At 60.4% G+C, this 18,807-nt stretch carries 21 protein-coding genes; 10 read left to right on the forward strand and 11 right to left on the reverse strand.

Going from position 1 to position 18,807, the window contains the following annotated elements; translation table 11 throughout:
* Positions 1-36: 36 nt before the first annotated feature.
* From katG to AC07OO_RS17740, 7 genes are all read left to right on the forward strand, one after another.
* Positions 37-2,184, forward strand: coding sequence for a catalase/peroxidase HPI (katG, locus tag AC07OO_RS17710; protein WP_495083452.1), 2,148 nt, complete (start codon positions 37-39; stop codon positions 2,182-2,184).
* An 83-nt stretch (positions 2,185-2,267) separates the two neighbouring features.
* Positions 2,268-2,684, forward strand: a complete 417-nt coding sequence (locus tag AC07OO_RS17715; RefSeq protein ID WP_495083453.1) for a carboxymuconolactone decarboxylase family protein — start codon at positions 2,268-2,270, stop codon at positions 2,682-2,684.
* Between the two features lie 187 nt (positions 2,685-2,871).
* Entirely contained in the window at positions 2,872-3,180 is a 309-nt protein-coding gene (locus tag AC07OO_RS17720; RefSeq protein WP_495083454.1) for a hypothetical protein, read from the forward strand.
* Between the two features lie 38 nt (positions 3,181-3,218).
* Complete coding sequence (locus AC07OO_RS17725) at positions 3,219-4,136, forward strand: DHH family phosphoesterase (protein WP_495083455.1); 918 nt, start codon at positions 3,219-3,221, stop codon at positions 4,134-4,136.
* Positions 4,137-4,406: 270 nt separating this feature from the next.
* Positions 4,407-5,402, forward strand: a complete 996-nt coding sequence (locus AC07OO_RS17730) for a catalase family protein (RefSeq protein ID WP_495083456.1) — start codon at positions 4,407-4,409, stop codon at positions 5,400-5,402.
* A gap of 184 nt (positions 5,403-5,586) precedes the next feature.
* Positions 5,587-6,030 carry a universal stress protein gene (locus tag AC07OO_RS17735; RefSeq protein WP_495083457.1) on the forward strand — a complete coding sequence of 148 codons (444 nt, stop codon included), beginning with the start codon at positions 5,587-5,589 and terminating at the stop codon, positions 6,028-6,030.
* Between the two features lie 118 nt (positions 6,031-6,148).
* Positions 6,149-6,973, forward strand: a complete 825-nt coding sequence (locus AC07OO_RS17740; RefSeq protein ID WP_495083458.1) for a M90 family metallopeptidase — start codon at positions 6,149-6,151, stop codon at positions 6,971-6,973.
* A gap of 14 nt (positions 6,974-6,987) precedes the next feature.
* On the opposite strand, the gene AC07OO_RS17745 is transcribed toward AC07OO_RS17740, so the two are convergent.
* The 6 genes from AC07OO_RS17745 to AC07OO_RS17770 all read right to left on the reverse strand — a co-directional run bounded on the left by AC07OO_RS17745 (position 6,988) and on the right by AC07OO_RS17770 (position 10,821).
* Positions 6,988-7,278, reverse strand: a complete 291-nt coding sequence (locus AC07OO_RS17745; RefSeq protein WP_495083459.1) for a DUF1330 domain-containing protein — start codon at positions 7,276-7,278, stop codon at positions 6,988-6,990.
* A gap of 68 nt (positions 7,279-7,346) precedes the next feature.
* Positions 7,347-8,168 carry a substrate-binding periplasmic protein gene (locus AC07OO_RS17750; protein WP_495083460.1) on the reverse strand — a complete coding sequence of 274 codons (822 nt, stop codon included), beginning with the start codon at positions 8,166-8,168 and terminating at the stop codon, positions 7,347-7,349.
* 75 nt (positions 8,169-8,243) lie between these two features.
* A complete protein-coding gene (locus tag AC07OO_RS17755) occupies positions 8,244-9,227 on the reverse strand; it encodes a 2-dehydropantoate 2-reductase (RefSeq protein ID WP_495083461.1) in 984 nt (327 codons plus the stop codon).
* A gap of 607 nt (positions 9,228-9,834) precedes the next feature.
* Positions 9,835-10,374 carry a DUF924 family protein gene (locus tag AC07OO_RS17760; protein WP_495083462.1) on the reverse strand — a complete coding sequence of 180 codons (540 nt, stop codon included), beginning with the start codon at positions 10,372-10,374 and terminating at the stop codon, positions 9,835-9,837.
* A gap of 67 nt (positions 10,375-10,441) precedes the next feature.
* Positions 10,442-10,630 (reverse strand): helix-turn-helix transcriptional regulator, encoded by a 189-nt coding sequence (locus AC07OO_RS17765; protein WP_495083463.1) that lies wholly within the window; start codon positions 10,628-10,630, stop codon positions 10,442-10,444.
* Complete coding sequence (locus AC07OO_RS17770; protein WP_495083464.1) at positions 10,627-10,821, reverse strand: hypothetical protein; 195 nt, start codon at positions 10,819-10,821, stop codon at positions 10,627-10,629. Before AC07OO_RS17770 ends, AC07OO_RS17765 begins: the two co-directional genes overlap by 4 nt.
* A gap of 189 nt (positions 10,822-11,010) precedes the next feature.
* Between AC07OO_RS17770 and AC07OO_RS17775 the strand changes: the two genes are divergently transcribed.
* Entirely contained in the window at positions 11,011-11,403 is a 393-nt protein-coding gene (locus AC07OO_RS17775) for a DUF4148 domain-containing protein (protein ID WP_495083465.1), read from the forward strand.
* A 75-nt stretch (positions 11,404-11,478) separates the two neighbouring features.
* Here AC07OO_RS17775 and AC07OO_RS17780 read toward each other — a convergent pair whose 3' ends face one another.
* Positions 11,479-13,044, reverse strand: coding sequence for a phospholipase D family protein (locus AC07OO_RS17780; protein ID WP_495083466.1), 1,566 nt, complete (start codon positions 13,042-13,044; stop codon positions 11,479-11,481).
* A gap of 134 nt (positions 13,045-13,178) precedes the next feature.
* Here AC07OO_RS17780 and AC07OO_RS17785 point away from each other — a divergent pair, with 134 nt between their 5' ends.
* On the forward strand, positions 13,179-13,727 hold the full coding sequence (locus AC07OO_RS17785) for a peroxiredoxin (RefSeq protein WP_495083467.1): 549 nt from the start codon (positions 13,179-13,181) through the stop codon (positions 13,725-13,727).
* Positions 13,728-13,736: 9 nt separating this feature from the next.
* On the opposite strand, the gene AC07OO_RS17790 is transcribed toward AC07OO_RS17785, so the two are convergent.
* The 3 genes from AC07OO_RS17790 to AC07OO_RS17800 all read right to left on the reverse strand — a co-directional run bounded on the left by AC07OO_RS17790 (position 13,737) and on the right by AC07OO_RS17800 (position 15,740).
* Positions 13,737-14,501, reverse strand: a complete 765-nt coding sequence (locus AC07OO_RS17790; protein ID WP_495083468.1) for a substrate-binding periplasmic protein — start codon at positions 14,499-14,501, stop codon at positions 13,737-13,739.
* A gap of 88 nt (positions 14,502-14,589) precedes the next feature.
* Positions 14,590-15,249, reverse strand: coding sequence for a sterol desaturase family protein (locus AC07OO_RS17795; protein WP_495083469.1), 660 nt, complete (start codon positions 15,247-15,249; stop codon positions 14,590-14,592).
* On the reverse strand, positions 15,246-15,740 hold the full coding sequence (locus AC07OO_RS17800; protein WP_495083470.1) for an SRPBCC family protein: 495 nt from the start codon (positions 15,738-15,740) through the stop codon (positions 15,246-15,248). Before AC07OO_RS17800 ends, AC07OO_RS17795 begins: the two co-directional genes overlap by 4 nt.
* Before the next feature lie 125 nt (positions 15,741-15,865).
* Between AC07OO_RS17800 and AC07OO_RS17805 the strand changes: the two genes are divergently transcribed.
* Positions 15,866-16,873 carry an AraC family transcriptional regulator gene (locus AC07OO_RS17805; RefSeq protein ID WP_495083471.1) on the forward strand — a complete coding sequence of 336 codons (1,008 nt, stop codon included), beginning with the start codon at positions 15,866-15,868 and terminating at the stop codon, positions 16,871-16,873.
* Between the two features lie 4 nt (positions 16,874-16,877).
* Here AC07OO_RS17805 and AC07OO_RS17810 read toward each other — a convergent pair whose 3' ends face one another.
* Positions 16,878-18,746, reverse strand: a complete 1,869-nt coding sequence (locus AC07OO_RS17810) for a M3 family metallopeptidase (RefSeq protein ID WP_495083472.1) — start codon at positions 18,744-18,746, stop codon at positions 16,878-16,880.
* Positions 18,747-18,807: the final 61 nt, after the last annotated feature.

Below are 18,807 nucleotides of genomic sequence, written 5' to 3' on the forward strand. Positions count from 1 at the left end.
AGCACACGTAATTGCAAGCTACCTAAGGAGATGACCATGACAACCGAAGCCAAATGCCCCTTCCACCACGCCAGCGGCGCCGGCACCACGAACAAGGACTGGTGGCCGAACCAGTTGCGCGTGGACCTGCTGAACCAGCATTCCAACAAGTCCAACCCGCTGGGCGAAACCTTCAGCTACGCCGAGGCCTTCCAGTCGCTGGACTACACCGCGCTGAAAGCCGACCTGGTCCAGCTGATGACCGACTCACAAGACTGGTGGCCGGCCGATTTTGGCCACTACGGTCCGCAGATGGTGCGCATGGCCTGGCACAGCGCCGGCACCTACCGCACTACCGATGGCCGTGGTGGCGGCGGGCGTGGTCAGCAGCGTTTTGCGCCGCTGAACTCCTGGCCCGACAACGTCAACATCGACAAGTCGCGCCGCCTGCTGTGGCCCATCAAGCAGAAATATGGCCAAAAAATTTCCTGGGCCGATTTGTTCATACTGGCCGGCAATGTGGCGCTGGAATCCATGGGCTTTCGCACCTTCGGCTTTGCCGGTGGCCGCGAGGATGTGTGGGAACCCGACATGGACGTCAGCTGGGGCGCCGAAACCAAATGGTTGGCGGATGACAAACGTTTCGAAGGCGACCGCGAGCTGGTCAACGGCCTGGGCGCCACCCACATGGGCCTGATCTACGTCAACCCCGAAGGCCCCAACGCCAGCGGCGACTACCTGGCTGCCGCCAAGGACATCCGCGCCACGTTCTACCGCATGGCCATGGACGACGAAGAAATCGTCGCCCTGATCGCCGGCGGCCACACCTTTGGCAAGGCCCATGGTGCCGCGCCCGAATCTCACAAAGGCGCTGAGCCTGAAGGTGCGGTTATCGAAGCGCAAGGCTTGGGGTGGAACAGCAGCTTTGGGCAAGGCCATGGCAAGGACACGGTCTCCAGCGGCCTGGAAGTAACCTGGACCACGACACCCGCGCAGTGGAGCAACAACTTCTTTGAAAATTTGTTCCAGTACGAGTGGGAGCTGACTCGTTCGCCAGCCGGCGCCAAGCAGTGGGTGGCCAAGAACGCGCCGGACATCATCCCCGACGCCCATGTGCCTGGCTTGAAGCACAAGCCCACAATGCTGACCACCGACCTGACGCTGCGCTTTGACCCCGCGTTCGGCAAGATTTCCAAAAAATTCCACGAAGACCCGCAATCTTTTGCCGAGGCCTTTGCCCGCGCCTGGTTCAAGCTGACCCACCGCGACATGGGTCCCAAGGCGCGTTACCTCGGCCCCGAGGTGCCGAAGGAAGATTTGATCTGGCAAGACCCACTGCCGGCTGCCACGCACCAGCCGACAGCCGCAGACATTGCAGATATCAAGGCCAGGATCGCCGCATCGGGTCTGTCCGTGGGCGATTTGGTCTCGGTGGCCTGGGCCTCGGCCTCCACCTTCCGCGGTGGTGACAAGCGCGGCGGTGCCAATGGTGCGCGGCTGGCCCTGGTTCCACAGAAGGATTGGGAGGTCAACAAGATTGCGGTCCAAGCATTGGCCAAGCTGCAGGAGGTGCAGAAGGCATCCGGCAAGGTATCGTTGGCTGATGTGATCGTGCTGGCCGGTGTGGTGGGTGTGGAGCAGGCCGCCAAGGCAGCGGGCGTCGTGGTCGCGGTGCCGTTTGCTGCGGGCCGCGTTGATGCCACACAGGCACAGACCGATGTCGAATCTTTTGCCGTGCTGGAGCCGCTGGCCGATGGCTTGCGCAATTACAAGAAGAAGGGCAAGGTCAGCGCGACCACGGAAGCCTTGCTGATCGACAAGGCCCAATTGCTGACCCTGACCGCCCCCGAACTGACCGCGCTGGTCGGTGGCCTGCGCGTGCTGGGCGCCAATGCGGATGGCAGCCCGCACGGCGTGTTCACGCAACAAGTGGGCGTGCTCAGCAACGACTTTTTTGTCAACCTGCTGGACATGGCCACGGAGTGGAAGGCGGTGGATGCAGAGGCTGAGCTGTTCGAGGGCCGGGACCGCAAGACCGGCGCCGTGAAGTACACGGGCACCCGCAACGATTTGATCTTCGGCTCCAACTCGGTGCTGCGCGCCTACGCGGAGGTCTATGCCGGTGCAGATGGCAAGGAAAAACTGGTCCAGGATTTCGTAGCGGCCTGGACCAAGGTGATGAACCTGGATCGGTTTGACATGTGACGCAATGAAGAAGCGCAGTTGGCATTGCGTGCTCCCAATGATGGTGGCGCTGGATAACATGGGAATCTTCACAGGAGTACCCCATGCCACCATCTCTTTCCGGCCCCGCCGCGTCACCACCCGCGTCCAATGCCTATGACCAGGGCCTTGCTACCCGCAAGGCCGTCATGGGCGAGGACTTTGTGGCGGCCGCGTTTGCCAATGCCACGCCCTTTACCCAGCCCATCCAGGAGCACATCACCCGGGCCGCCTGGGGGGATGTGTGGCAGCGCCCAGGGCTGGACTTGAAGACCCGCAGCCTGGTCACCGTCGCCATGCTGACGGCTCTGGGCAAGCAGAACGAACTCAAAGGCCATGTGCGCGGTGCACTGAACAATGGCGCCAGCGTGCAGGAGATCCAGGAGGTGCTGTTGCACGCCACCATCTACTGCGGTGTGCCAGCGGCCGTGGAGGCCTTTCGCACGGCCAATGAGGTCGTTGCTGCCGTCCGCCATTCGTAAAATTGGCCGATAGCCCTCGCCAGCTTTATCTGAGTAGCTGCAAAAAATATAGCAATTTAAGCTCACACGGGTGTTGCTGTCCCCGGCGACCGACGTGCCGGGAAGGCATTGATTTTTTGCCCAATCGGCGGAGAATTGGGCGACAGCGTGCAGCGATGCCGCCTGACCGATCTCTGGAGGTGCCGGCATGTTCAGCTTCTTCAAACGCTCCGACCATGGGCATGAGCCTGCACAGACACGGGCGCGGCCCCTGGCAAAAAAACCGTCGCGCAATCCCGCACTGGATGTGCGCGAGCCCTTGCCCCTGCCCCAGGTGACAGAAGGCAATGAAGATTCGGACTGGGCGATGTGGGAAGACTCCGTGCTGGAGCAGGACAGCCAGATCATGCATGGTCAATTCTGCGATACCGTGCCCAGCCATTTCCCTGCCGAAGCCCATGCCGAGATAGACCCCGATGCCGATCCATTCGCCAAGGTCGACAAACACGCGCCGTAAGCAAAGCAGGGCCGGTCCTCGGTGACAATCTGCGGTCCATGAAAACCATACTGCCGCTGCAACTGCTATTCGCCCCGGACCGCAACGACCCGGACCCGCTGGTCATCTACCACGGTCACAGTTGCCCGGACGGTTTTGCGTCTGCTCTGGCCGCATGGCTGTTCTACGAAGGCAAGGCCGAGTTTCTGGGTCTGGACCATGGCAACGTCCGCTCTTTGGACGACCTGCCCGCGCTACACGGCCGCGCGGTTTACATCCTGGACTTTTCTTTCTCTGCCGACATTCTGCGTGGCATCGAAGAGCAGGCGGCCAAGCTGGTTCTGCTGGACCACCACAAGAGCGCCGCCGAGCAACTGACAGGTTTTGCCTGCCGCTGTGGCGTCGTGCATTTCGACATGGACAAATCCGGCTCACGCCTGGCCTGGGAGTTCTTCCAACCCAAGACGCCGTTACCCGACCTGGTGCGCTACATCGAAGACCGCGATATCTGGACCTGGCAATACCCCGAAAGCCCCGGCTTCCTGGCGGCATTGGACATGGAACCTTTTGACTTTGCCCATTGGGCGGCCATAGCGGCTTTTGATGCGGAGCAGGTGGCGGCCTTCATGGCGCGGGGCCAGGCCATGGACGACAAGTTCAACAAGCTGGCTGCCGATATTGCCGAGGGCGCACAGCCGATTTGCTTCAACGGCCAGAACGGGCTGATGGTCAACGCACCGGGTGTCTTCCACAGCGTGGTGGGGGACATGCTGTCGCGCAAGAGCGGTAGCTTTGCCCTGCTGTGGTGCGTGTCCAAAGAAGGAGTGATCAAGGCCGGGCTGCGTTCGCAGCGCAACTTTGACTGCATTGCGCTGGCACGCAGCATGGGCGGTGGTGGCCACGCCCAGGCCTGCGGCTTCAAGATGGGCACGGCGCGCCTGCCCGAGTTGCTGAGCGGCGTGTTTACTTCGTCTTAATCTTGCCGCGTGGGATCACCGCAGTGACCGGCGGAGTGGGGCGGTCAGACGATGAGGGCTTGGGTTCGGAATTGTCTTTTTTGGGTTTCTTCACCATTTTTTCTTTGTGTTGATCGCCTTTGGCCATATGCCCTCCAGAGTTAACCCCGACATGGGGTTTTATGGCGCGATATTACGGCAGAAATAGGCCAAACTTCGGGAAGCCACCGCTTGTTGTGTGGGGCACTTGCGTCTACCATGCCCTTCCCAATCACTACCGGAACGCACGCCATGGCCAAAGACCTGACACCCAGCACCCAATGGCAGGAAAACGTGGCACCGGATGAGGCCGAACGCTTTGCAGGCTATGGCCAGCAGTTCGCCGCCATACAGGCCCGAAAGTCCAAGAAGTATGGCAATGGCCGGGCCTTGCACCGCAAGCAATTGACAGCGGCCAAAGGTACGCTGGAAGTCTTGGGGGATCTACCGGAGTTCGCACGCCATGGCCTGTTTGCCAAGCCCGGCACGTTTGAGACCTGGGTGCGTTTGTCCAATGGCGGCTTGGACAAGGCCAGTGACCGTACACCCGATATCCGGGGCTTTGCCTTGCATGTACTGGGTGTGCAAGGGGACTCCGCATTGGGCAACGGGCCTGCAGTCAGCCAGGACTTTGCTTTGATCAACCAGGAGGTGTTTGGCTTTACCAGTTCGGATGATTTTGTGCAGTTCGTCGTCGCCGCATCACAAGGGGGCGGTGCATTGCTCAAGCATCTGTTCAAGCGCTACGGTGTCTTCGGTGCGCCGGCCCGCCTGTTCAGCATGGTCAAGACGGTAGGAAAACCGTTTGGCGGTTTCGCGACCGAGACCGTGTTCAGCGCAGCCCCTATTGCTTGCGGTCCCTATGCGGTGCGGGTGCGCATGGTGCCTGCCGGCAGCAACGGCCCGGCCAGTGCCGATGCCAAGCAGGACTGGGGTGCAGACTTCAGCGCCAAGTTGCGCGAAAAGAGTTTGCAGTGGGATCTGCAATTGCAGCCCTATGTGGATGCCCAGCGTACGCCGATCGAAGACGCTTCGGTCAACTGGCCCAGCCCCTACACCACGGTTGCGCGCTTGACACTGCCCAAGCAAGACAATGCCTCGGCAGAAGGCAAGGCCTTGGCGCAGCAGGTCGAGGCCGCCACCTTCGACCCCTGGCAGGCCCTGGCCGCGCACCGCCCGCTGGGCGACGTGATGCGTGCGCGTAAGGTGGTGTACTTTGTCAGCCAGCAGGCGCGTGGGGCTAACTAGGGTGCCAGACCCGTGTTGCGACATGGGTTCTTGCATGGGGCCACAATGAAGTGCATAAGCGAAATTGCGTCGTTGGTAGTGGCATGCAGCACATCAATGCCTTTGACTTGACCTAGCGCAAGGAGGCTAGGGCTCAGCAAGTGCAACATGCACAGATCATTACTCTTTCTTGAGGAGGATTCTCATGTTCAAGCACATTGTTATCGCAACCGACGGTTCCCCCGCGTCCGAGCACGCAGCCCAATTGGCCGTCAGCCTGGCCCGCACACACGGGGCCAAGCTGACCGCAGTGTATGTAGTAGACCCCTACCCGTATCTGGGTGTGGGTGAAATCAATCCCATGGGCTTCCAGTCCTATATGTCGGCCGCACAGGCACAGGCTTCACAAGCCCATGCGCATGTCGAGAAATTGTGCAGACAGGAGGGGGAACAAGCCGTGGCGCTGGACGTGCGCCTGGTGGAAGAGGTGGGCGCCGCCGCCGGCATCGTGCAGACGGCTGCGTCCATAGGTGCAGATTTGATCGTATTGGGTTCGCATGGGCGCAGCGGCATCGCACGCCTGATGCTGGGCAGCGTGTCCAACAAGGTAGTTGCAGAGTCCAAGGTACCGGTGCTGGTGACACGCTAGCACCAGCCAAGCTGGGGTTATTGCCTGCGCACCGATAGCGCCGCCCATTGGCTTGAATTTTGCGACTTCGCGCCCAGCTAGTTTGTCTGATAACGACATATCGATGGGAGCGTGTGCTGTGGCGTTTATTCTGTTGTGTAGCCTGGCCCTGCTTCTGGTGGCGGGGCTCTTAGGGCAGCCTTATTGGCAGGCCTACCGCCGCAGCCGCGTCCGTGCGGTCGCTTTCCCGGCGGCATGGCGCAAGATCTTGCGCCGCCGCGTGCCCCTGGTGCAGAAGCTGCCAGCCCACCTGCAGATGCAGCTCAAAAAGCATATGCAGGTCTTCATTGCCGAGAAGTCATTCCTGGGGTGTGCGGGCCTGCGCATCACCGAAGAGATGCGCGTCGTCATTGCGGCCCAGGCCTGCCTATTGATACTGAACCGTGCAACCGACTACTTTGCCAATGTGCGGCAGGTGTTGGTCTACCCCGGCGCCTTCTTCGTGAACCGCACCTCCATGGACGGCGCCGTACAGCAGGAAAACCGCCAGGCACTGGCTGGCGAGTCCTGGTCGCAAGGGCAGGTGATTTTGTCGTGGCAAGACACGGTGGAAGGCGCGGCCGTGCCAGACGATGGCCGCAATGTGGTAATCCATGAATTTGCCCACCAATTGGATCAGGAGAACGGCGCGGCGCGTGGTGCACCGCCGCCCACGCTGGGTGACACGCAATACGATGCAGCGCGCTGGTCGCGGGTGTTCCACACCGCCTACGCGCAATTGCAATCCGAGGTGTACCACGGCGTGCAGGGGCTGATCAACCACTACGGTGCGAAAGACCCGGCGGAGTTCTTCGCCGTGGTGTCCGAGGTGTTTTTTGAGCAGCCCCTGGCCTTGGCTGCGGAATACCCGGCCCTGTACCGCGAACTGAGTGGCTATTACAAGGTGGACCCGGCCTGCTGGTGAGGGTGATGGCCTGCCTACAGGCCTTCCAGCATGATCATGGTTCTGCGTGCCGATTGTCGGCTGATGGGCAGAATGGCCTGGTACTCGGCAGAGTCGTAGAAGCGGTTGGCTGAGGCCGTGTCCGGAAAGCGGATCAACACCATGCGGCTGGGCGACCACAAATCGGTTTCCTTCAGCGTCAACGCACCGCCGCGGGCCAGGTATTCGCCGCCATAGTGTTCGACCAGGGGCTTGGCCTTGAGCTTGTACGCTTCGTATAGTTCGGGCTTGTCGAGCAAGGTGTCAACGATGAGATAGGTTGCCATGGGGGTTGTCTCCTGAGAGTTGGTAAAACCTGTAAATGTAGAAGGGCCGCTGCGGTGGGCGGGCTGGGTTATTCGAGGGGAAATGCGTCGCGGGGCACATGGTAGGCGTCAAAATAATAGCGTTTGAACAAGGCTTTGACGGTGCCGTCTTTCACCATGGCAGCCATCGCCGTTTCGAACTGCGCCAGGTGCGCTGCGTGGGCCGACTTTTTGGAGAAGCCTACGGAGCGTGGTGTGCGGTCGGGTTCCCGGTAGTCGGCCTTGTCCAACTGCCCTTGCAATTGCTGGCTGTACACGAAAGACTCGCCCTGGTCTTCGGCCATCACCACGGCATCCACACGGCCGCGCAGCAGCTTCTTGAAATTGGCCTCCGCATCTTTGGCACCGTCCTTGATCAACTGGGTGTCGTCGTCAAAGCGGTCGAAGTATTGGGTGCCGTTCTTGATGCCGACGCGCTTGCCTTGCAGATCGCCGTAGCTGCGTATCGTCGTGGCCTTGCCCTTGGGCACGTAGAACACCTTGTCGGAGCTGAGCCGGCGGTAGGGCGTATGCAGAAAGTGGATGTAGGCGTCCCGCTCGGGGGAGGCCTGTATGCCAATGATGACGTCGGCCTCGCCATCCTGGATCATCTTCAGGCAGCGCTTGATGGGGCATTGGAAGATTTCCAATTCGTTGCCTGTGCGCCGTGCCAGTTCGCGCAGGATTTCGGTGTAGGCACCGCCGAAGTGCCTGTTGTTGTCGACCGTCTTCCAAGGTGGTAGCTCGCTGAAGGCAAACACCAGAGGGCCTGCCGCAGTGGGTGTTGCCACGGTACCGCAGATCAGCGCCATTGCGCATACCCGCACGGCCCGATGCACCACGGTCAATTGCAAGCGGTGCCAAGCTTCCAAACGGTATCTCCTAGAGAAGCCTGTTGCGGCCGCAAGCTGGGTGGTCGCAAGGCCGGCGGGTCTGGCGGTCGCGGATCAGTATAGGCCGCGCACCCGCGCTTGCAAGCGGCTCAGGCCCAGCAAGGCGTCGGTGAATGGCGTGGCGACGCCGGTCAGCGTGCCCAGTTCCTTGACCACGGTGACCAGGGCATCCAGCTCCACGGCCTTGCAGGCTTCCACATCTTGCAGCATCGATGTCTTGAAGGCGCCCAACTTGAGTGTGACCTGGTGCCGATCCGACGGTTGTTGCTCGATGGGGATGCCGATGCGGTTGCCGATTTCCTTGGCTTCCAGCATCACCGTGGAGACGAAGTTGCGCACCAATTCATCGCCCAAAATCAGGTCGGTGGTGGCGCCGGTCAATGCGCTGATGGGGTTGACCGTCATATTGCCCCACAGCTTGTACCAAACGTCTTTCTGAATCTGCGGCGATACGCTGGCGGCAAAGCCGGCCTCGGCCAGCAAAGCCGCCAGGGCCTGCACGCGGGGGCTGGACTGGCCCGAGGGCTCGCCCAGGATCAGGCCACTTCCAAAATGGTGGTGGATGACGCCCGGTGCGTCGACCGAGCAACTGGCGTGCACCACGCAGCCGATGACTGTGGCTGCGGGAATGGCTGCGGCAATCTCGCCGCCGGCATCGACGGCCTGCAATTGGGTGCCGTCCAGTACACCACCAAAACCCTGAAAGAACCACCAGGGGACGCCATTCATGGCCGTCAGCACCACGGTGTTGGGACCAATCAAGGGGCCGATCTGGCTCACTACGCCCCGCAGCGCAGGGGCCTTGACCGCGACTACGACCAGGTCTTGCACGCCCAATTCAGCGGCCTGGGCACTGGCTTGTACGGTGTGCTGCTCGTCGCCCAGCCGCAGACCTTGCGTTTGCAGGGCGGTCAAAGTGGCGCCCCGCGCAAACACGCTCAGTTGGCAGCCGGCCCGCGCCAGTCCGGCGCCTATCCAGCCACCGATGGCGCCGCAGCCGACGATGCAGACTTTGGAGAATCGCCCGTGTGCTGTCATAGCACCTCCGCGTTGGAACGGGTTTGGAAGCACTGCAGTTGCGCCGTGCGAATGCCAGATTGCATGGGTTGTCCTTCTCTCTATCAAAACCTTGCCGGTATTTTGGCAGTGTAGCCAGCCGGGGGGTGGTCATTTAGGTAGCAGGCTGTCACGGCCCAGTGTTGGCGCGGGTCGGGCGGCTTGTGAACATAGTTATCCACAAAGAGACCCACAGAAACGGGGGGTAACTGGTGGTCGGGAGACGCTGCATCGCAGTGCTTGCCCGCCACACAATTTTTGCTATCACTGCGGGTTTCACCATTGGTAAAGGCGCCTGTTCAGCTTTGGGGTTTACCCTTTATTCAATACCATCGTAGGCGCTATGGCCCGGGAACGGACCGTGGGTGGTGCTTGAAAGGGCTGCAATGTTATCCACAGCGCGGCTGGTAGCCAGCGGGCCCATGGAGTGTCAACAAAACTGGATGGAGTAGAGGGTGCTGGTGCTGCCTGCGGTCAGACGTTTGGGGCGCTATCTTAGACCGGTTGGCGGCAGTGCTCATATGGGAAATTGGGCGCTAGTCCTCGCGAAATATGCGTATATCGCTACCAAATGAATAGCAAGCCGGCGTCAGAACGAAGAACCGGGCTGGTTGAGGAACTCCAGCTCTTCGGCCGTGGACGGCCGGCCCAGGATGGCATTGCGGTGCGGGAAGCGACCAAAGCGGTCGATGATGGCCTTGTGGCGTTGCTCATAGGACAACGTGCCCTCCATGCCGGTTTGTGAAAACAGGGCGACGGCTTGGGCGTGGATCAGCGGGGACTCGCTGTGCATATAGGGCATGTAGGCGAAGCTGCGGCGCCCGGCCTCCAGCACATAGTCTTGTCCGCTGGCCACCAACTCCTGCGCCAGCGTCAGGGCTTGGGCGTCTTGCGCGAAGGCGGCTGCTGTGTCGCGGTGGATGTTGCGGGAAAACTGGTCCAGCACAATGATTTCCGCTAGACGGCCTTGGGGCGTCGTACGCCATTTGAACAGCTCGCCTCGCGCGGCGGCTGCCAATACGGGTCCAAAGCGCTCACGCATCAATACATCCAGGGCGGTATCTTTGGCAAACCGCTGCTGGTCGCTGAGTTCCACGAACCAGAATTGGAGGATGTCTTGTGCTTGCATGAGGGCCCCAGGTTGCTGCGTGCTTTTGGGGGCTAGTCTACCCAGAGTGGGGTAGACCCACAGGCGCTCAGGGTTGAAAAATATCCTCGATGCGGGTCTTCAGAAATTGGGCGATCTTGAAGGCCAGCGGCAGGCTGGGATCGTATTTGCCGCTTTCGATGGAGATGACGGTCTGGCGGCTGACGCCCAGCACCTCGGCAAGCTGCTGTTGCGTCAACTCGCGCGCGGTCCGCTGTTGTTTGAGCGTATTGTTCATGGCGCGTCCGCCAGCAGACCGTCGCGCAGCAACTGCTGGATCGGGACCGATTCGTACCGCATAAGGAAGGCTTCTTGATGTTGAACAAACTTTACATATGGTATTTGCAGTGAATCGAATATGTAAAGCATGCTTTGCATGCCAATGTTGCAAAAAACAACAGCAAGCGATGCACTGTGTTTGGCTTGCATGCAGAGTGGCTTTTTTGGTGCGCGTCAACTATTGCACCAACTTATGCGTTGCTATAGCTAGACACAGCACTGCTTTGTTGCCCAGGATTCTGTAACTCCTTGGTATACTGGTTTTTGACAGCCCTTTCGCTCGGACAGTCACTGTGTTTTTTCAAGAAGTTATCAACTTTCACATTTTGGAGTTTTCATATGAATAAAGTTCTCGTCGCCCTCCTCGCGGGTTTGGTCGCTGCTGGTGCGTACGCTGCTGACGACGCAAAGAAGACACGCGCTGAAGTGAAAGCTGAAGCCGCTGCCGCCAACAAGAAGGGCGAAGTCGCCATGGGTGAAGCCAACGCTTCCGCTTCTGCTGCTGAAGCCAAGCTGACCAAGGAAGAATTGGCTGCAGTGCGCGCCAGCGTCAAGGCCGAAGCCAAGGCTGCCAACAAGAAGGGTGACACCGCCGGCGGCGAAGCCAATGGTCTGGTAGCTTCCGCCGAAGGCAAGCTGTCCAAGGAAGAAATGGCTGCTTTGCGCGCCAAGGTCAAGGCAGAAGCCAAGGACGCCGTCAAGAAGGACGCCGTCAAGAAGGGCGACAAATAATATAGCCAGTCAAAGCTCGGTTACTGCCGAGCTTGCACTTGCAAACAAAAAGGGCCCTAGTGGCCCTTTTTGCATTTAAAGCTGTTCTTCGGGCACCAGCGGACTCAGTATCCAGGCCTTGAACCGCAGCCACAGCGAGGTATCGGGTTCGGTCGTCAACACGACTTCCTTGTCGTCGTCCATCCCCAACCATTCGATGCCCGTACCATCCTTGCCCAAGCGTAGCCGGTACGCGCTTTGCAGCCGGTCGATGTCGATGACGCGGATGATCTCGCGGGCAATTTCAGGGCAATCGATGACGGCGCCAAATTCGGTGTTGACGGTTGCAGAGCGCGGGTCCAGATTCATGGAGCCGATGAAGGAAGTCTTGCGGTCCATGACGAATAGCTTGGCGTGCAGCCGCCCCAGCGATGAGCCAAACAGGAAGGGGCGCTTGTTGTACTTCACGCGGGTCGTGCTGAGCTCGTACAACTCTATGCCCTCGGCCAGCATCTGCTCGCGGTAGCGGCTGTAGCCGGTATGCACGATCGGTTCGTCGGTGGACCCCAGTGAATTGGTCATGACCGTCACCTTCACCCCCCGTTCCCGCAACTGCTTCAGGAACTTCATGCCCTTGACCCCTGGCACAAAGTAGGGCGAGGAAGCGACAACCTCCCGTTGCGCCTGGGCCACGGCTTCCAGCACGTTATAGGTCACGCTGGTTTCCAGCAGTTCACCGCCGGCAACGCCTTCGAATGGTTTATCGGGGTGGTCCGCAAACACATAGGCCGTGCCCCAATGCAAGCCCAATCGGCCATCTTCCAGGTCGTCGGCAATGGGCGGGTAGCCCAGCACATCGGTAGTGGCCAGCGGCTGGGGCGCAGGTGTCTTGGCGGGGCCGGTTTCTTGTTCGAAGAAATCGAGCAGTTGTCCCTTGCTCCATTCGCTGTGGGCGATGGTTTCCAGCGGGTAGACGGCGCGGCTGTTCCAGTACCGGTCAAACAGGGCCGCCATGGCGGGCAGCACATCACCGACGACGAAGGCATCCAGGTCAATGAAGTTCTCAGACGATCCGCGCAGGTAGTATTCGTTGGCCACGTTGCGCCCGCCAATCACAGCCATGGCCCCGTCGGCAATGAAGAGCTTGTTGTGCATGCGGTGGTTGACCCGCGAGATGTCGCCCAGCGATGCCAGAAAGCGCCCGGTCTGCCCCGCTTGCCGAGAGCAACAGAAAGGGTTGAAGAGCCGAACCTGGATATTCTTGTGGGCGGCAAAGGCCAGGAACAGCGGGTCTTGGCCACCGGTGTAGAGGTCGTCAATCAGCAACCGTACGCGCACGCCGCGGTTGGCCGCATCGCGCAGCGCGCGCAGCAGCCAGCGCCCGGTTTCGTCGTTCTCCAGGTGGTAGTACTGCACATCCAGCGACTCTTCGGCGCGCTGCGCCAATTGCACGCGGGTGTCAAACGAAAACGTACCCAAGGGCATCAGCCGAAAGCCGGACAAACCCTTCTCGGGTAGGGATTTTTGCGCAATCCGCCCCAGCGTCGTCTTGTCAGATGCTTCTATGGCCTCGGTAGCAATGGCATCGCGGTCCACATGGGGCAGGGCGGTCGCGCAGCCACCCAGGGCGGCGCTCAGGCTCACCAGAGCCAGGAGCACCATCAGTCGCCGGGACAGCGTGGCTGGCAGGCTTGGAACTTTGTGTGTAAAGACATATCCCACCCAGCGCAACAGGCCGCTAAAAAACAGCGTTCCGCTATACTGGTTTTGAAACATTTGGGATGTGAGGTTGCGAGATGGGTGCATGGTCAAAAGGGATTGTGGCAGTGGCCTTGGTGGCAAGCAACGTCTGCGTACAAGCGGCTCTTGATGTTGGTGAGCTTGCACCGAAGTTTACGGCACAAGCTGCAATGGCGGGGAATGTCATCAAATACTCGTTGGCCGACGAGTTGAAAAAGGGCCCCGTGGTTTTGTACTTCTTTCCCCTGGCGTTTTCCGAGGGCTGTTCCATAGAAGCCCACAACTTCGCCGAGGCCATTGAACAGTACAGCGCCCTGGGCGCGACAGTTATCGGCGTGTCGCGCGACGATATCGAAACCCAGAAAAAATTCTCGGTTTCGGAATGCCGCGGCAAATTCGCCGTGGCATCCGATGCGGACCAAAGCATCATGAAGTCGTATGACGCGGTGCTCTTCTTTCGCAGCGACTACGCCAACCGCGTGTCCTTCGTAATCTCGCCAGCCGGCAAGATCATTTACCAATACAACAGCCTCAACCCCGCCAAGCATGTGAGCAACACCATGGCCGCATTGAAGTCTTGGCGTGAGACGGGTGTTGTGAAGTGACCGATCAGGCTATTTGAAGGATTTGGCCGTACTGGTGTATTCGGCCGATTCGCGCACCTTGCCGATGGCGTCCCAGACCTCTTGCACATAGGCCGTGTTCTTGGTGGCAAAGGGCTTGGAGAAGATCAGGAAATAGGGTTTCTCCACCAATACGGGCTTGATTTTCTCCACCTTGCCTTTGAACTCGGGGTTGCTCTCGATACTGATATCACCCTCATCCGTTTGCAAGGCCAGGGCCACAAAGCGACCGGCGACCAGTTTCTTCAAATTGTCGTCCGCTGAACGTGTGGCATCGTCCACCTTGGCACCCAGTCCCTTGAGTTGGTCCACGACTGAGAACCCGGACTGCGCCCCCACGCTGCCTGCCACCTTGAGCACCTTGCCATCCCACTCCACCGGGGTGCCTTTCAGGCGGTACAGGCTGTAGCTGTCGGTCAGCAGGCGTTTACTGGCGTCGGGCTTGTCGCCGGCCATGGGGTAGTTGCCCAGCTCTGCTGCCCGTTGCGCGCTGTAGCTGATCTTGAAAGCAGCATCCACGGCGCCCGTCTTCACGTCGTCCAGGCAGCGCTTCCAGGGCAGCGGTACCACCTCGATCTTGCCGCCAACCTGCTTTTCCACCATGCGCAGCATCAGCACCGTCAGGCCTGGCCGGTCTTTCAACACCCAGGGGAAAGAGTCCTCGTTCTCGGTGCAGGCCTTGATCGGCGGCTTATCGGCTGCAAAGCCTAGAGGATGGGTGAGCAGAACGGCGAGAGCGATGCTGAGGGTGCGCATGAATGGGTCTCCTGTTCGGTGTTGATGGTCGTCCCATCATAGGCAGAACCCCATTGGGGCACAAGCGCTGTGCCTGTCCATTTCTCCTCTATTTCTTGCCGCGGTACAGGCTGCCAAACAACCAGTCCCCAATGGGGTAGCTGATGTTGAAATTGTGGTGTGCCATCAACTCGGGGTCGTGGTGCGCGGTGTGCAAGCGGCGCAGAACCGGCATGCCAGGAAGCCGCGCGACGAAGTGCTGCGGCGGCAGGTGGTACGAAAAGTGCAGCAGCTCGTAATTCAAAAAATACGCCGTGACCGTCAGCGCAAACAAGTAACCCACATTGGGTGTAGCCGCCCACGCCAGCAACAGCGCAATGGGTGTGCCGAAGGCCAGTAGAAAGAAGCTCACCAACAGTGGGGGAAACAGCACAGCCTTGAAATCCCGCGCGTCCCTGAACGCCATATGGGACTCGTTGAAGAAGCGGTGGTGCTGCCGCGTGTGGCGCTCATAGACCATGCGTAGCCCCTTGCGCGGGTGGTGCATGGGGCCACGGTGGCCAAAGTACTCGGAGAAGTTGGCGTACAGGAATGTCAGGGGCACAGTGCACCACTCCCAGGCGGATATGCCATGCAAGTGCAGGGCGCAGAACGCGATGATGCCGCTGGCCATGCTGACGGTGAACGCAAAGTGCAGCCAGCCGTTGTAGCCCGGGCTGATGAAGGCCTGGCGGTACTCTTGGCGGTAGGTTTCCGGTGATTCGCTCATCGCATGCCCCGCACTTTTTCTGAGCCTTTGAGAGGCTGCGTTTCCAGCGCGCGTTTCAGGTTGGCCAGAGCCACGGTGGATTGCTGCTGCATGCGGGCCAGCACAAAAAAGCGCTCGATCCAGCGCAGCCAGCCCTTGACCCGGTAGTGGAAGGTGCGGCGAAACAGTGTGCCGTCCATAGGGTCCAGCTCGTAGCGGGCCTTGACCTCTATGGTGTCGGATGAGCCGTGGGCTTCCCAGACGTGCGGTGCTTGGGATGCTCGGACCGTCCAGCTCAGCTGGCGCCGCATGCGCAACGGCAAGAAGGCGAAGGGACGCATGCTCACCGTCTCATCAAAACGGTCTCCCACCTGGAGCGCCTGTTGCCGCTCGGTGGCAGACTCGGATGCCGGGTGCCATTCATGCCAGCGCCACGGTTGGGTCACGTAGTGGAAGACATCTTGCTGGTCTCGGCGGATATGGATCTCGTTCACCAGTCGGTGCTCTTGCATTGCGGGGTCTCCAAATCATTGTGTTTGTTGCTGCAGCAGCCATTGTTCTGCGTAGGGCCGCACTTGACATTGACCCGAATGGGTCGCAGTATTGACATTTGATGCCAATGTGATGCCCATTCCCAATGCTCGACCCCCGCACTGTTTCCACCGCTTATGTCCGAGCATTACTGGGTACTGTGGAGTCGGCCGGCGTACCTGCTGCACGGATGCTGCAAGGCCTGCCCGTGGACGCCCAGCAGATTGCGCAGGCCAATGGCCGTGTGGGAGTGGGCGTCTCGCGCCTGATCTGGGACCGTGCGCTGGCCTTGACGGGTGACACGCTGTTGGGGCTCAAAGTGGCCCAGAGCATGAAGCCCACCACCTTCCGTGTCTTGGGTTTGGCCACCATGAGCTGCGCCACGCTGGAACAGGCCGTGGGCGTGATGCTGCGCTACCAGCGGCTGGTCAGCGAGTCCGGCACATTGGCAGCGCAAACACAGGGTGATGGCCATGTGGCCCTGATCCACACCGAGCAAACACTCAAATTTCACATCTTGCCGCAGCAAGTAGAAGCAGTCATTGCGGGCCTGTTCTGCCAGGCGCGCTGGCTGGCCGCTCGCCCCATCCTGCCCTTGGCGGTCAGCTTTCGACATCCTGCGCAGGGAGATCTGCATAGCTACCGTGAATGCTTTGGCGTCGAGCCGCAGTTCAATGCCGATGCCAACAGCATCGTGCTGTCACTGACCGATCTGCGCGCGCCTCTGCCCTCGGCCGACGCCGAGCTGTGCCGCATGCATTGCGAGATGGCAGACCAACAGTTGGCCGGGCTGCCGCAGGTGGGCTATGTCACCAGTTTTGCCGTGCAGTGGCTAACCCAGCAGGCGAGTGGCGCCGTGCGCATTGAGGATCTGGCCGCCACACTGGGCATGAGCCTGCGCAGCTTGCAACGCGCGCTCAAAACCGAGGGCAAGAGTTGGACCACGATGGTGGACGAGGCGCGTCGCACATCCTTGCAGGCCTTGTTGCAGCAGGGTCTGTCCATTGAAGCTGCGGCCCAGAAGATGGGCTACCACGATGCCAGCAGCCTCAGCCGCGCCGCGCGCCGCTGGTTCGGCGTGACGCCTGGCCAATGGCGCGCTGGTGCTTCTTAGTCGGTCACTGCACTGTTGCGGGGTAGCGCTGACCTATCCAGCGCTCAAATTGCTGGCACATGGCCTGGTCGGACTCGCTGTTGTCGGCAATCAATTCCGCACCGTGCACAACACGGATGGTTGCGTCCAGATCAGGCAAGGGGGCGGGTGGGTAGCTGCGCACATTGGCCTCTGCCATCTTGGCCTGCGCCTCGGTCCAGGCTTCTTCCACGGTCTGGTTGCAGCTGTCGGCCAGGTATTTGGCATTGAACGGCTCGCCCGTCAGGCTCAGCAGCGTGTCGTTGTGGCTGATGCTGTTGCCCCGTGACCAGTAGTGTTGCGACAGCGCCGGGCCAATGGCGGGGTTGTCCGTCAGGTAGCCGTAGGTGCGCTCGAAGAATGCGCGCGTCTGGTACACAGCCATGTTCGCCAGCAGGTAGCCATGGTAGGCCGCAGCCGACTCCTGGTTCAGTAGGTGCGGAATCGCCAGCAGCGGGCGGGGGCCAACGGCAACACCCAGAATGCGCAACTCGGTGGCGCGGGCCAGCGCCAGCACGCCCTCGGGTGTCAGTTCGTCGTCGCTCAGGCGGTAGAGGGCGCGCTCAAAGTAGGGAACGACCAAGATGCTGCGCTCACCAAACGCGGCAAAAGGTTGCGTGGTCTTGATGCGGGCATGGATCAGCTCGTCAGGGATGGCCTCGCCCTTGGCGTTGTGTGCGTAGCGCTTGAGCCAGTCGGCATCGTCCAGCAGGCTGTCGCAGAACATGGACTGGGTCTCGGCATAGGCCATGGACGTGGGCGCGAACTCCTGCGAGAAGCAGGGCGCGTTTTGTGTCACGTTGGCAAAATGCGCTGCATGGCCGCCTTCGTGGAACAGCGTGTTGATGGCGCGTGCGCCGCTACCCACCTGGTCGGGCTGTGCGCCGGCCGTGAAATTGATTTGGCCGGCCACCCATTTGTTTTGGGCGTCGAAAAAGGTCGGGATGGGGCCGTGGCAAAAACCATTCTGGTATTTGCCCTTGCGTTCCAGCAAATCCAATTGCATCGTGGCACCGCGGTAGGCAATGCCCAGGCGGCGGAAGCTTTGCAGCCAGCGCTCCAGCCCCTTGGCAAAGGACAGATAAGGGTCAAACTGGCGCGTCACATCGCCGCTGACAAAAAAGCGCAGGTTCCAGGGCTCCAAGGCGGTCGCGCCATGGGCCTGTGCAAGCTCGGTCAAGGCGCGCGTATTGGCCGCGTGGGTGCGTTCTTCAAAGTCGTCCAGTATCGTGAACAACTGGTCGGCCGACATCTGCTCATTCTTCTGGACCTTGTAGTCGAAGTAATTGGCGAAGCCTTGGGCGCGTGCAAAGGCATTGCGCTTCTTCACAATGTCCAGCCAGCCATTGGCCAGTACCCAGCGCTCCAGCTGCATCAGCGCATCATGCGAGCTCTTGCGTGCGGCCTCATTGCGGTTGGTGCCCATGTTGGTGGACAGCATGCTCAGCGTGGCATCTTCTACCTGGCCGGCTTCATTGGTGTGCTGCAGCACCAAGTCGCGGCGCTTGGCAAACAGGTCGGCTTCCAGTTGGATCAGTTCCGCCATCATCGTGCGGGCCGCATCGCTGTCGATGATATTGGCCTCGAACAAGGCCAGCCAGCCTTTGAGGCCGTGGCGCAGGGCGGCCGTGGCCTCGTCCGCGTCGGTATCACCCAAGCTGGCCAAGGCCTTGCGTACCGTGGCCAGGCGGGCCGGGTCCGAGATGAAATTTTTGTAGGCCTCTTCGGCCCGGGCAAAACCTGCGTCGTCGCTGGAGACGGCCATATAGGTGTCCCAGAACAGGTCTTCTTTGGTCTTGTGAACGGCGAGGTAGTCGGTGTTGAGGGTGTCAAACACCGTGCGTGCATTCTGCATTTTTATCAGTCTCCTTGTGGGGAAGCTGATTCTAGGACCTGGCCAATACCCGTTGATTACC

Source organism: Rhodoferax sp. GW821-FHT07G04, from assembly GCF_059418585.1.

What these genes read in the sequence shown, in the direction of transcription:
- katG (WP_495083452.1), top strand. Translation starts at nt 37, where the DNA reads ATGACAACCGAAGCCAAATGCCCCTTCCACCACGCCAGCGGCGCCGGC.
- AC07OO_RS17715 (WP_495083453.1), top strand. Translation starts at nt 2,268, where the DNA reads ATGCCACCATCTCTTTCCGGCCCCGCCGCGTCACCACCCGCGTCCAAT.
- AC07OO_RS17720 (WP_495083454.1), top strand. Translation starts at nt 2,872, where the DNA reads ATGTTCAGCTTCTTCAAACGCTCCGACCATGGGCATGAGCCTGCACAG.
- AC07OO_RS17725 (WP_495083455.1), top strand. Translation starts at nt 3,219, where the DNA reads ATGAAAACCATACTGCCGCTGCAACTGCTATTCGCCCCGGACCGCAAC.
- AC07OO_RS17730 (WP_495083456.1), top strand. Translation starts at nt 4,407, where the DNA reads ATGGCCAAAGACCTGACACCCAGCACCCAATGGCAGGAAAACGTGGCA.
- AC07OO_RS17735 (WP_495083457.1), top strand. Translation starts at nt 5,587, where the DNA reads ATGTTCAAGCACATTGTTATCGCAACCGACGGTTCCCCCGCGTCCGAG.
- AC07OO_RS17745 (WP_495083459.1), bottom strand. Translation starts at nt 7,278, where the DNA reads ATGGCAACCTATCTCATCGTTGACACCTTGCTCGACAAGCCCGAACTA.
- AC07OO_RS17755 (WP_495083461.1), bottom strand. Translation starts at nt 9,227, where the DNA reads ATGACAGCACACGGGCGATTCTCCAAAGTCTGCATCGTCGGCTGCGGC.
- AC07OO_RS17760 (WP_495083462.1), bottom strand. Translation starts at nt 10,374, where the DNA reads ATGCAAGCACAAGACATCCTCCAATTCTGGTTCGTGGAACTCAGCGAC.
- AC07OO_RS17765 (WP_495083463.1), bottom strand. Translation starts at nt 10,630, where the DNA reads ATGAACAATACGCTCAAACAACAGCGGACCGCGCGCGAGTTGACGCAA.
- AC07OO_RS17770 (WP_495083464.1), bottom strand. Translation starts at nt 10,821, where the DNA reads ATGCAAGCCAAACACAGTGCATCGCTTGCTGTTGTTTTTTGCAACATT.
- AC07OO_RS17775 (WP_495083465.1), top strand. Translation starts at nt 11,011, where the DNA reads ATGAATAAAGTTCTCGTCGCCCTCCTCGCGGGTTTGGTCGCTGCTGGT.
- AC07OO_RS17780 (WP_495083466.1), bottom strand. Translation starts at nt 13,044, where the DNA reads ATGGTGCTCCTGGCTCTGGTGAGCCTGAGCGCCGCCCTGGGTGGCTGC.
- AC07OO_RS17785 (WP_495083467.1), top strand. Translation starts at nt 13,179, where the DNA reads ATGGGTGCATGGTCAAAAGGGATTGTGGCAGTGGCCTTGGTGGCAAGC.
- AC07OO_RS17790 (WP_495083468.1), bottom strand. Translation starts at nt 14,501, where the DNA reads ATGCGCACCCTCAGCATCGCTCTCGCCGTTCTGCTCACCCATCCTCTA.
- AC07OO_RS17795 (WP_495083469.1), bottom strand. Translation starts at nt 15,249, where the DNA reads ATGAGCGAATCACCGGAAACCTACCGCCAAGAGTACCGCCAGGCCTTC.
- AC07OO_RS17800 (WP_495083470.1), bottom strand. Translation starts at nt 15,740, where the DNA reads ATGCAAGAGCACCGACTGGTGAACGAGATCCATATCCGCCGAGACCAG.
- AC07OO_RS17805 (WP_495083471.1), top strand. Translation starts at nt 15,866, where the DNA reads ATGCTCGACCCCCGCACTGTTTCCACCGCTTATGTCCGAGCATTACTG.
- AC07OO_RS17810 (WP_495083472.1), bottom strand. Translation starts at nt 18,746, where the DNA reads ATGCAGAATGCACGCACGGTGTTTGACACCCTCAACACCGACTACCTC.